The organism is Massilia sp. HP4 (genome assembly GCF_005222695.1).
GTDB lineage: Bacteria > Pseudomonadota > Gammaproteobacteria > Burkholderiales > Burkholderiaceae_D > Telluria.
In genome coordinates this window covers 1-12,122 of the sequence record NZ_STGG01000026.1, presented here as the reverse complement: position 1 = coordinate 12,122, position 12,122 = coordinate 1, and the positions used below count along the sequence as shown (strand labels likewise).

At 60.5% G+C, this 12,122-nt stretch carries 11 protein-coding genes; 3 read left to right on the top strand and 8 right to left on the bottom strand.

The features are described from left to right. Positions 1-38 precede the first annotated feature (38 nt). The 7 genes from E8M83_RS11575 to rpmH all read right to left on the bottom strand — a co-directional run bounded on the left by E8M83_RS11575 (position 39) and on the right by rpmH (position 5,984). Positions 39-581: a hypothetical protein gene (locus tag E8M83_RS11575; protein ID WP_137173520.1), complete on the bottom strand. Its 543-nt coding sequence runs from the start codon at positions 579-581 to the stop codon at positions 39-41. A gap of 2 nt (positions 582-583) precedes the next feature. Continuing rightward, positions 584-1,804 carry a tyrosine-type recombinase/integrase gene (locus E8M83_RS11570; protein WP_137173519.1) on the bottom strand — a complete coding sequence of 407 codons (1,221 nt, stop codon included), beginning with the start codon at positions 1,802-1,804 and terminating at the stop codon, positions 584-586. Positions 1,805-1,979: 175 nt separating this feature from the next. After that, complete coding sequence (gene mnmE, locus E8M83_RS11565; protein WP_137173518.1) at positions 1,980-3,359, bottom strand: tRNA uridine-5-carboxymethylaminomethyl(34) synthesis GTPase MnmE; 1,380 nt, start codon at positions 3,357-3,359, stop codon at positions 1,980-1,982. Between the two features lie 85 nt (positions 3,360-3,444). Further along, complete coding sequence (yidC, locus tag E8M83_RS11560; protein WP_137173517.1) at positions 3,445-5,142, bottom strand: membrane protein insertase YidC; 1,698 nt, start codon at positions 5,140-5,142, stop codon at positions 3,445-3,447. Positions 5,143-5,150: 8 nt separating this feature from the next. Then, positions 5,151-5,414, bottom strand: a complete 264-nt coding sequence (gene yidD / locus E8M83_RS11555) for a membrane protein insertion efficiency factor YidD (RefSeq protein ID WP_109345940.1) — start codon at positions 5,412-5,414, stop codon at positions 5,151-5,153. Next, entirely contained in the window at positions 5,411-5,818 is a 408-nt protein-coding gene (gene rnpA / locus E8M83_RS11550; protein ID WP_137173521.1) for a ribonuclease P protein component, read from the bottom strand. The genes yidD and rnpA overlap by 4 nt, the downstream gene beginning before the upstream one ends. A gap of 31 nt (positions 5,819-5,849) precedes the next feature. Beyond that, positions 5,850-5,984: a 50S ribosomal protein L34 gene (gene rpmH / locus E8M83_RS11545; RefSeq protein ID WP_040378179.1), complete on the bottom strand. Its 135-nt coding sequence runs from the start codon at positions 5,982-5,984 to the stop codon at positions 5,850-5,852. Between the two features lie 366 nt (positions 5,985-6,350). Here rpmH and dnaA point away from each other — a divergent pair, with 366 nt between their 5' ends. The 3 genes from dnaA to gyrB all read left to right on the top strand — a co-directional run bounded on the left by dnaA (position 6,351) and on the right by gyrB (position 11,553). Beyond that, positions 6,351-7,778 carry a chromosomal replication initiator protein DnaA gene (gene dnaA, locus E8M83_RS11540; RefSeq protein ID WP_137173516.1) on the top strand — a complete coding sequence of 476 codons (1,428 nt, stop codon included), beginning with the start codon at positions 6,351-6,353 and terminating at the stop codon, positions 7,776-7,778. 96 nt (positions 7,779-7,874) lie between these two features. Next, on the top strand, positions 7,875-8,981 hold the full coding sequence (gene dnaN / locus E8M83_RS11535; RefSeq protein WP_137173515.1) for a DNA polymerase III subunit beta: 1,107 nt from the start codon (positions 7,875-7,877) through the stop codon (positions 8,979-8,981). A gap of 70 nt (positions 8,982-9,051) precedes the next feature. Then, complete coding sequence (gene gyrB, locus E8M83_RS11530; protein ID WP_137173514.1) at positions 9,052-11,553, top strand: DNA topoisomerase (ATP-hydrolyzing) subunit B; 2,502 nt, start codon at positions 9,052-9,054, stop codon at positions 11,551-11,553. 85 nt (positions 11,554-11,638) lie between these two features. Here the strand turns inward: gyrB and E8M83_RS11525 are convergent, their stop codons facing one another. Further along, complete coding sequence (locus E8M83_RS11525) at positions 11,639-11,962, bottom strand: hypothetical protein (RefSeq protein WP_137173513.1); 324 nt, start codon at positions 11,960-11,962, stop codon at positions 11,639-11,641. Between the last annotated feature and the right edge of the window lie 160 nt (positions 11,963-12,122).

Here is a 12,122-nt window from a genome sequence, read left to right as displayed (position 1 = left end):
CGGGTGCGATTGAATACTGGGACTGCTGAATCCAGCAATCAAGTCGCCCAGCATAGCTTTTGCACGGAACAAAGGCCAGCTACGGCGAGGAACATGATCGCACGATACTGAACAGCTAAGCGCTCGTCGACCCTCGTTGCCGCTGCTTTGTCGCTGGTGTGCTTGCGTGTTGCGGAGATCGTCGCCGAGCGCGCGTCTTCGATGCCACGACTGGCAAGCGTAACACCACACCAGTACCGAGCGTCCGACATGTTTTGCCAGGCAAGTTCGCGCATTCCTCTAGCCAGAAGCCGGCTTACGTCGACGCAGTAGGCACAAGCAATGGTCATAGCTGCAAACCTCAAGTCGGCCTGCGCTCCTGATTCAAGAACGCTGACGAACTCAGCACGAAACCGTTCACCACTGACCGACGGATCAGCACTCATGGGATGAAAAAATTCGGATGCAAAGGCGTCTGCAGCTTTACCTGGTTCGAGATGTGCGTGGAAGTGAGCAAGCTCACCCAGTGTTTGAACGCGGACTTCATTAATCAGCAGATCTGTGTCTACCGAAGACGTCTGTCGAATATTGTTGTCTTCCAACTTCAGCTTGCCTTTTTAAAGAGCGGGGTGACAGTAGCGCCCTCCATTTGCGACTGAACGAAATCCGCCCAGGCTTGAAGTATTAAGCGGCGTTGATCTGCATATTCCGCGCGATTGTAGACGCCCTTGATGCCCACGATCTTGTGCGCCAAAGTTCGTTCAATCGCATCCGACGAGTGCCCCATCTCGTGAAGATGGGTGGAGGCCATGCGCCGGAAGTCATGCAGGACGAAATGTTGAACGTCGATGGACAACGCGCGCACTGCTTGATTCAGTGTGCTCTTGCTGATCGGACGGTCATTGACGCCCCGGGTACTTGGAAATAAATAGATCGACTTCCCTGCATGAGCCTTCAGTTCCTCTAGCATGGCAAGCGCTTGGCGTGACAAGTACACCCGATGGGGGCGATCCTTTTTCATTCGCTCAGCTGGAATGTCCCATACCCCTGCAGCAAGGTCGAACTCATCCCAAGTTGCCTCGGTGAGTTCGGCCTTGCGTACCATCGTAATGAAGAGAAGATTCAGCGCTAACTTGAGAGAACGCCGGATGTCGGATGCATAAATCGCCCTGAGAACCACGCCGATTTCCTGCGGCGACAAGACACGCGTCCTGCTTTCCTCCGTCGCGATGAATCGGGCCACGAGCGCCGCAGCTGGGTTACTTTCTGTGAGCTGACGCGCGATCGCAAAATCGTACATTCGCCGCAGGGCATTACGTGTTAATAAAGCCATTTTTGGTGCGCCACGCGCTTTGATCCTGTCGCACAGGGCCATGATGTCAGCAGGCTTGACCTCCGAGAGTGGGACACTACCAAGCATCGGGAAAACATCTTTGGTCATGAGCCGGCGCATCGTTGTGATGTAACTAGACGACTTATCTACAAGCTGTTCGTCCAACCATGACTTACCGAAGGCTCCAACCGTGTTCAACATGGCGGTTTTCTCGGCTTGCACCGCACGTTTTGGTGATGCACCGCGTGCAACGAGGGCAGCCCACTCGTCACGGCGTTTGCGGGCGTCACCCAAGCCAATCTCGGGATAGTTACCAATCGTGAGAGGCGGGTGTCGTACACCGTGCAACTGGTAGCGATAGCGCCAGATCTTCGCGCCACTCGGCATTACTTCGAGCATCAAGCCTGCACTATCGCTTACCCGGTATCGCGCCGGTCGAGCTTTCAGTGACTTGATCTTCGTATCAGTTAAGGGGGTCGCTTGACGCGGCATAAGTACACTCCTTTGGTACACGGATTTCTCGGGCCGAGAAAACGTGTACCAAATTGTGTACCTAAAATCACTAGATGTCTATAGGAAACTTTGGAACATACTGGACACTACTCTGATGCTCTTCATAGGGGGATAGCGATCAAATGGACTGATCTAGAGTTCTCTAGATTCGAAATCACTTTCCGATACAGAAGCGGCTGAAAATCACCCCCAGCAAATCGTCCGGCGTAAATTGACCTGTGATGCTCGACAGCTGATCCTGCGCCAGGCGCAGCTCTTCGGCAAACAGGTCGAGCGATTGATCGTCCTGCAACGCATGCTGGCGCGCCAGCTCCAGGTGTTCGCGCGCGGCGCGCAGGGCGATCAGGTGGCGTTCGCGCGCCAGGTACAGCGACTCGCCGGTCTGCTGCCAGCCGGCGATGCGCAGCAGCTCGGCGCGCAGCAGGTCGATACCGAGCTTCTCGTGGGCCGACAGGTAGAGATGCACTGCATCGGCACTCTCGTCCTTCGACGGCTTGTGGCCCGACAGGTCGATCTTGTTCCAGATGCGCACCACCGGCACGTTCTGCGGAAAGGCGGCGACGATGGCTTCGTCGGCCGCGCTCGGGCCCAGGTTGGCGTCCAGCAGGTGCAGGATGACGTCGGCCTTGCCGACTTCGCCCCAGGTGCGCTCGATGCCGATGCGCTCGACGACGTCGATCTCGTCACTCACCGCGCGAATGCCCGCGGTGTCGATGATGTTCAGCGGGATGCCCTCGATCTGGATCGTCTCGCTCACCTTGTCGCGCGTGGTGCCGGCGATCGGCGTCACGATCGCCACCTCGGCCCCGGCCAGCGCATTCAAAAGTGAGGACTTGCCAACGTTCGGTTGACCCACCAGCACCACGTTCAAGCCTTCGCGCAGCAGCGCGCCTTGCGCCGCCTGGCGGAACACGTTTTCGAGCGATTCGATGATGCCGGCCAGCTGGCCGCGCGCATTCGATTTTTCGAGGAAGTCGATCTCTTCTTCAGGAAAGTCGAGCGTGGCCTCGACCAGCATGCGCAGATTGATCGTGCCCTCGACCAGCGTGTGCACCACTTGCGAGAACGCCCCCGACAGCGATTGCGATGCCGATTTCGCGGCGGCTTCGGTGGACGCGTCGATCAGGTCGGCCACCGCCTCGGCCTGTGCCAGGTCGAGCTTATCGTTCAGGAAGGCGCGGCGCGTGAACTCACCCGGCTCGGCCAGGCGCAGGCCGGACGGCGCGCCGGCTTCCAGCACCCGCGCCAGCAGCATCTGCAGCACCACCGGGCCGCCGTGGCCCTGCAGTTCCAGCACGTCTTCGCCGGTGTACGAATGCGGTCCCTTGAAATACAGGACCAGGCCTTCGTCGATGATGTCGCCGTTGGCCGCCTTGAACGGGATATAGGTCGCGTGGCGCGGCGCCAGCGTCACGCCGGGGAATAGCGCGTCAACGAGGAAGGCGAGCGACTTGCCGGAGGCGCGCACGACGCCGATGCCGCCGCGGCCCGGGGCGGTGGCGATGGCGGCGATGGGAGAAGTATCGAGTTTCATGGAGCGATTGTACGGGGAAACGGCTGCGTCAAAAACAAAAGCCCGCACCGGGGAGGCGCGGGCTTTCGATGGAAAGGCTGCGGGATTACTTGGCCGCGCCGCTCTCGAACTTGCGGGTGATGACCCATTGCTGGGCGATCGACAGGATGTTATTGACCACCCAGTACAGCACCAGGCCGGACGGGAAGAAGAAGAACACCACCGAGAACGCGATCGGCATGAACAGCATCATCTTGGCCTGCACCGGATCGGTCGGCTGCGGGTTCAGCTTGGTCGTGATGTACATCGACACCGCGTAGATCACCGGCAGGATGTAGAACGGGTCGGGCTGGGTCAGGTCCTGGATCCAGCCGATCCATGGGGCGCCGCGCATCTCGACCGAGGCCTGCAGCACCCAGTACAGGGCGAAGAACACCGGCATCTGCACCAGGATCGGCAGGCAGCCGCCCAGCGGGTTGATCTTCTCGGACTTGTACAGCTCCATGGTGGCCTGCTGCATCTTGGCCGGATCGCTCTTGTAGCGTTCGCGGATCGCCTGCATCTTCGGCGTCACGACGCGCATCTTGGCCATGCTGCGATAGCCTGCCGCCGACAGCGGGAAGAACGCGAGCTTGATCAGGATGGTCAGGGCGACGATGGTCCAGCCCCAGTTGCCCAGCATCGAATGCAGCTGGGTCATCACCCAGAAGATCGGCTTGGCGATCACGGTCAGCATGCCGTAGTCCTTCACCAGCTCCAGGCCCGGGGTGATGGTTTCCAGGATCTGCTCGTCCTGCGGACCCGAATACAGGCGGGTATCGTTCGACACGGTCGCGCCAGGCGCCACGGTGCCCAGCGCCTGGACGGTGCCGATCGCGTACAGGTTGTTGGCGATCTTCTTGGTAAAGATGTCGCGCGGCGCCTTGTCGGCCGGGATGAAGGCCGAGACGAAGAAGTGCTGCGAGATCGCGACCCAGCCATTATCGGCCTTGGTCGAGTGGTCAGCCTTGCCCTTCTCGATTTCTTCGAAGGTCAGCTTCTGGTACTTGTCGGCGTCGGTGTACAGGGTCGGGCCGGTGTAGCTCGGCATGAACCAGGAATCGGTGGCCGGCTTGTTGCCGTCGTGCTGCAGCTGCAGGTACAGCGAAGGCTGGATCGGCGCGGCGCTGATATTGGTGATGTCATGACGCACACCGACCAGGTAGTCGCCCTTGCGGAAGGTCAGCGTCTTGGTCAGGCGCACGCCGCCCTGTTCGGCTTCCAGGACCACTTGCGCCTGGTTGTTGCCGCCCAGGGTGGTCTGGGCCGACTTGACGGTGAACGGCGTCGTGTGGTTCGGCAGCACGCCGGCGGCGCTGGTGCCGATCAGGCCGGTCTGGCCCAGGTAGACATTCGGGCCGTTCACATTGAACAGGACCTGGTTCCTGGCCTTGTCGAAGTGATCCGGGTAGTGCAGCAGCTCGAGGCGCTTGATGACGCCGCCGACCGAGTCGATGTCGACTTTCACGACGTCGGTCGTGACGGTGACGATCTGGCTGGCCGGTGCGGCTGGCGCGGCTGGGTCGCCGGGCGCCCCTGCGGCCGCCCCCGGGGTGGCAGCGGCGGCCGGAGCACCCGGCACGGCGGTGGTGCCCGGCTGCGGCGCGGCTGGCACGTCGGTCGGTTTATTCTGCTGGGCCACTTGCGCCGGCGGTTGCGCCGAGAACAGCGACTGCTTGCCGTTAGCCACCATCCAATTGTTCCAGAGAACAATCAGAGAGATGGCGAACACGATCCACAGGACAGTACGTTTATTGAATTCCATTGGAGTCTTCAAGAGTGGTTGCAACCGCAAGCGGCTGAATGGGATTCCTTGGGGCCGTCTTTGGGCGGCACCGGGTCGAGGCCGCCCGCATTCCACGGATGGCAGCGGCCCACGCGGCGCGCGGCCAGCCAGGAACCGCGTGCGGCGCCATGGACGCGCAGCGCTTCGATGGCGTAATTGGAACAGCTGGGATAGAACCGGCAACGCGGCCCGAGCATCGGGGACAGCAGCAGCTGGTAGCCGCGAAGCAACCAGACGAGCAGCGTCTTCATGGCGTGCTTGCCGGCGCCGGCTGTGGCCGCTGCCGGGCTTGCTGTGCAGCGAACAGGCGCGTCAATTCCACCTTCAGCGCGGCCTTCAGGGCGCGCGTGGTGGCCGGGCCATCCTTGGCGTTGACGGGGCGCGACAGGCGCACGATGCAATCGACCGGCGCCAGGGCGCTGGTGCGGAACAGCTCGCGCGTCATGCGCTTGATCGTATTACGGGTCACTGCGCGCGGCGCGAAACGCTTGGCCGCAACGACGCCCAGCCGCGCATGCGGCAGGCCGTTCGGACGCGTGTAGAGCACGAAATGCGCCGTTTTTTGCGTCGGCCGCAAACGAAAAACGGATGAAAATTCATCCGTTTTAACGATGCGCCGAGCGCGCGCGAAGTCGTGCGAACCTTCGCCTGTCATCACCGACCGCAATCGATCTGCGGTGCGTGACTTAGACAGCCAGACGCTTGCGGCCCTTGGCGCGGCGAGCGTTCAGGACTTGACGGCCACCACGGGTAGCCATACGTGCGCGGAAGCCGTGCGTGCGCTTGCGACGGACGACGGAAGGTTGGTAAGTACGTTTCATGGTGGTCTCGCTTAAAGCAAAATAAGATGCAAAATCGGGTCTGACGTCATCGTCAGATTCGGCGCCGATGACAATTTCGCTCGATGTTACGCCAGCGTCATGCCACAGCAAGTCTCTCTTCGCCCAACCACCAGCCGCTGGAAAAAGACAGCCTGGCCTGGCGCACGGACGGGGAACCCTGAATTAGACTCCATTTCGGCTTCCACTGTCAAGGCGGGTGTTGTAACGCCAACCGTCGGCGCACGGCCTTTCCAGCTTGGCAAGGCATCATCGCGGCGCGCCGTTTCGGTGGAAAATATGTGCAGCGCCTGTGGATAACTTCGGCCGGGACAGGTAAAATAGCGTGTTACGAATCAAAAGCGAAGTATGGAAAATTTTTGGCAGACCGCATCCGCGCAGCTAGAGCTCGAGCTCACGCCGCAGCAATTCAGCGCGTGGATCAAACCGCTGGTCGCCCTCGACTACGAAGACGGCAAGCTGCGCATCGCTGCGCCCAACCGTTTTAAACTCGACTGGGTCAAGACGCAATTTGCTACTCGCATCACCGAGCTGGCGGCCCAGTATTGGGAAGCGCCGGTCGAGGTGCAATTCGTGCTCGACCCCAAGAATCACCCGACCCGCAATGCACCCAGCGCAGGCGCGTCGGGCAACACGGCCACGGTCGATTTCAACGCCCCGCGCCCTGCGCCTGGCGCCGAAAACCCGAGCCCCAGCCAGAATGCCGGCCCGAACCACACCCAGAACCTGAACATCGCCAACTCGCCCAAGCGCGAGCAAAGCCGCATCAATACCGAGCTTACTTTTGATAGCTTCGTGACCGGTAAGGCCAACCAGCTGGCGCGCGCCGCCGCGATCCAGGTCGCCAACAATCCGGGCGTGTCGTACAACCCGCTGTTCTTCTACGGCGGCGTCGGCCTCGGTAAGACCCACTTGATCCACGCGATCGGCAACCAGGTCATGGCCGACCAGCCGAATGCGCGCATCCGCTACATCCACGCCGAGCAATACGTGCGCGACGTCGTCACCGCCTATCAACGCAAGGGCTTCGACGACTTCAAGCACTACTATCATTCGCTCGACATGCTGCTCATCGATGATATTCAATTCTTCGGTGGCAAGAGCCGGACGCAGGAAGAATTCTTCTATGCGTTCGAGGCGCTGATCGCGGCCAAGAAGCAGATCATCATCACCTCGGATACTTATCCAAAAGAGATCACGGGCATGGACGACCGCCTGATCTCGCGCTTCGATTCCGGCCTGACGGTGGCGATCGAGCCGCCCGAGCTCGAGATGCGCGTGGCGATCCTGCTCAAGAAAGCGCAGTCCGAAGACGTGACCCTGTCGGACGACGTCGCCTTCTTCGTGGCCAAGCACCTGCGCTCGAACGTGCGCGAGCTCGAAGGCGCGCTGCGCAAGATCCTGGCCTACTCGCGTTTCCACGGCAAGGACATCACCATCGATGTCGTCAAGGAAGCACTGAAGGATCTGCTATCGGTCCAGAACCGTCAGATCTCGGTGGAAAACATCCAGAAGACGGTGGCCGATTTCTTCAACATCAAGGTTGCGGACATGTATTCGAAGCGCCGGCCGGCGAACATCGCCCGTCCGCGCCAGATCGCGATGTACCTGGCAAAAGAACTGACGCAAAAGAGTCTGCCGGAGATCGGCGAACTGTTCGGTGGCCGCGACCACACGACCGTGCTGCATGCGGTGCGCAAGATCGCCGGCGACCGCCAGAAGAATCCAGAGTGCAACCACGAACTGCACGTGCTGGAACAGACGCTCAAGGGTTGATCCCCTGCCCTTGAGCAGTTTTTGTGCGTTTGCCTCAGGCAATGGCACAATATCGCTTTAGTAATAAATCACCTTTCAAACGTACTGAGGATAACTATGCAATTGGTCAAAACCACCCGAGACACGCTTCTCCGGCCACTGCAGATTGTGAGCGGTATTGTCGAGCGTCGGCACACCATGCCGATTCTGGCCAATATCCTCATTCGCAAGAACGGCGAGAACGTGTCCTTCCTGTCGACCGACACCGAAGTCCAGATCACCACGCACGCCAATATCGGTTCGGGCGACGACGTGACCGGCACCACGGTGGCCGCACGCAAGCTGCTCGACATCCTGCGCGCGCTGCCGGAATCGGGCGACGTCACGATGACCCTGCAGAACAAGCGCCTGGCCGTCCAGAGCGGCAAGTCGCGTTTCGCCCTGCAAACCCTGGCGGCCGAGGAATTCCCGACCGTCTCGGTGGCTGATACGCACAACGCCTCGGTGACCCTGCCGCAGAAAACGCTGAAGCACCTGTTCAATATGGTGTACTTCTCGATGGCCCAGCAAGACATCCGTTACTACCTGAACGGCCTGCTGCTGGTGCTCGACGGCAGCAACATTATTGCAGTAGCTACAGACGGCCACCGCCTCGCTTTTTGTCAGGTGGAGACCGAGCAGCAGTTCGAGCGCCAGGAAGTCATCATCCCGCGCAAGACCATCATCGAACTGCAGCGCCTGCTGGAAGAAAGCGACGAGACCGTGCGCCTGGATATCGCGGCGTCGCAGGTCAAGCTGACCTTCGCCGACATCGAGCTGGTCTCGAAGCTGGTTGAGGGCAAGTTCCCTGACTACACCCGCGTGATCCCGAAGGGTTACAAGAACGACTTCACGATCAGCCGCGATGAACTGCTGCGTTCGCTGCAGCGCGCCGCGATCATGACCAGCGATAAATTCAAGGGCGTGCGCTGCATCATCGAGCCGGGCGTCATGAAGATCAGCTCGACCAATGCCGACCAGGAAGAAGCGGTCGAAGAACTCGAGATCGACTACGGCGGCGATTCGATCGACATCGGCTTCAACGTCACTTACCTGCTCGACGTGCTGAACAACCTCAAGTGCGACCAGGTGAACATCGCCCTGGGCGACTCGAACTCGTCGGCGCTGATTTCGATTCCCGACAATGGCGACTTCAAGTACGTCGTCATGCCGATGCGGATTTGACGCGTCGCGCGGGCCGCCCCGGCGGCCCGCATGCATTTGCCTGAACTAGATAGTCATATAGAAAGCAGTCATGTCCGAGAATATCCCAGCAGAAAATCCCGCCCCAAACGCGGATGAATACGGCGCCGCCTCGATCCAGATCCTGGAAGGCCTCGAAGCGGTGCGCAAGCGCCCGGGCATGTATATCGGCGACACCTCGGACGGCACCGGCCTGCACCACCTGGTATTCGAGGTGCTGGACAACTCGATCGACGAAGCCCTGGCCGGCTACTGCACCGAGATCCACGTCACGATCCACTCCGACAACTCGATTTCGATCACCGACAATGGCCGTGGCATCCCGACCGGCGTCAAGATGGACGACAAGCACGAGCCGAAGCGCTCGGCGACCGAGATCGCCCTCACCGAGCTGCACGCCGGCGGCAAGTTCAACCAGAACTCCTACAAGGTGTCGGGCGGCCTGCACGGCGTTGGCGTGTCTTGCGTGAACGCACTGTCGAAACTGCTGCGCGTAACCGTGCGCCAGAACGGCAAGGTGCACCAGATGGAATTCACGCGCGGCGTGCCGGTGGATCGCCTGATCGAGATCCGCGACGGCTTCGAAGTCTCCCCGATGAAGGTGATCGGCGAGACCGACAAGCGCGGCACCGAAGTGCATTTCTGGGCCGACGAAACGATTTTCACGCTGGTGGAATTCCACTACGAGATCCTGAGCAAGCGTATCCGCGAACTGTCGTTCCTGAACAATGGCGTGAGCATCAAGCTGACCGACCAGCGCACCGGCAAGGAAGAACTGTTCGCCTTCGAAGGCGGAACCCGCGGCTTCGTCGAGTACATCAACAAGGCCAAGACCGTGCTGCACCCGACGGTTTTCCAGGCGACCGGCGACCGCATGTCGGACCAGAACACGAATATCTCGGTCGACGTGTCGATGCAGTGGAACGACTCGTTCAACGAGCAGGTGCTGTGCTTTACCAACAACATCCCGCAACGCGACGGCGGCACCCACCTGACCGGCCTGCGTGCGGCGATGACGCGCGTGATCAACAAGTACATCGACGAGCACGACTTTGCCAAGAAGGCCAAGGTCGAGATCTCGGGCGACGATATGCGCGAAGGCCTGACCTGCGTGCTGTCGGTGAAAGTGCCTGAGCCGAAGTTCTCGTCGCAGACCAAGGACAAGCTGGTGTCGTCCGAGGTGCGCGGCCCGGTCGAGGAAATCGTCGCCAAGACGTTGACCGACTTCCTGATGGAAAAGCCGAACGACGCCAAGATCATCTGCGGCAAGATCGTCGAAGCAGCCCGTGCCCGCGAAGCGGCGCGCAAGGCGCGCGACCTGACCCGCCGCAAGGGCGTGATGGACGGTCTGGGCCTGTCGTCTAAACTGGCCGACTGCCAGGAACGCGACCCGGCGCTGGCCGAGCTGTACATCGTCGAGGGTGACTCCGCAGGCGGTTCGGCCAAGCAGGGCCGCGACCGTAAATTCCAGGCGATCTTGCCCCTGCGCGGCAAGGTACTGAACGTGGAAAAGGCGCGCTTCGAGAAGATGCTGTCGTCGGAACAGATCACGACCCTGATCGCGACGCTTGGCACCTCGATCGGCCCGGACGAGTTCAACGTAGACAAGCTGCGCTACCACCGCATCATCATCATGACCGATGCGGACGTCGACGGCGCCCACATCCGTACCCTGCTGCTGACCTTGTTCTACCGCCAGATGCCGCAGCTGGTCGAGCGCGGCCACATCTATATCGCCCAGCCGCCGCTGTACAAGGTCAAGGCCGGCCGCGACGAGCGTTACCTGAAGGATGATGTCGAAGAAGCCAGCTACATGATGACGTTCGCGCTGAACACCGCGTCGCTGATTCCGCGCGAAGGCGCGGAGCCGGTCAGCGGCGAAGCGTTGGGCGAGCTGGCGCGCAAGTACAACCTGGCCAACGCCATCATGCTGCGCCTGGCGCGCGTGATCGACCGCGCTGCCCTGACCGCGATCTTCAGCGGCGGCGTGGCGCTGGACCTGACGACGCTCGAGAGCGCCGAGGCATCGGCCAAGGCGATGGAAAGCGCGATCAACGACAAGGCTGTGCAGGTCAAGGTGCGTTCGGACGAGCTGTCCGAGAAGCATGCCCTGCGTATCGAACGCATCTACCACGGCAACGTGCAGGTGACGTCGATCGACGCCGACTTCGTCGCGGGCGCCGATTACGGCGTGCTGGCCGATTCGGCCGCGACCTTCCAGGGCCTGATGGGCGAAGGCGCCATCGTGCGCCGCGGCGAAGGCGAGCGCATGAAGGAATTCGCGGTGCGCGATTTCCATCAGGCGATGGAATGGCTGCGTGAGGAAGCCGAACGGGGCGTGTCCAAGCAGCGCTATAAAGGACTGGGCGAGATGAATCCGGAGCAGTTGTGGGAGACCACGATGGATCCGACCGTGCGTCGTCTGCTTAAAGTACAGATCGAGGATGCGATTGCGGCGGATCAGATCTTTACGACGCTGATGGGGGATGAGGTGGAGCCTCGTCGTAACTTCATCGAGACCAATGCGCTGCGGGCGGGGAATATCGACGTCTGATCGCTAAGCGCTGAAATCAAACGGCCTCTTTTTGAGGCCGTTTCTATTTGTGGATCAGGAAGTGCAAGCTTGGGCCGGGTTTACCTTATGGCCTATTCGTTGATGCTGGCATCTTGATATTTTCCTCAAACTCATTCAGGCGCGTCGTTATCGCCTGGTCTTTGGCGTACTTGCGCTTCAGCTTATTGAGCTTTTTATCGGTCCCTGTGCAAAGCTTGCGGATCTCTCGCTCTATCTCTCCCATCCGCTGCGCATCAGGTGGGTCTGGAACCTCACCGCGGAAGTGGTCACAGCCTTCGCGCTGCTCCACGTACTTGGCCACATCAGTAGGAAGCTTTCCTTCTGCGGCATTTGCTAAGCCAACAATCATGCCAAGCATGACGCCTGCAGCTTTCAACATGATATCCATCGTCAAACCCCTGTATCCGACCATGCAAAGCGTTGTGCTAGAGAAGCGCTGATTTATTCTGGCGGATGGGATTGGCGACGGAAAAAGGCGCCCGGCAAGGCGTAAACCGCAGCCATACCGCGTGGTATGGCGAGGATTTACAACGCAGCAGGGCGCTTTT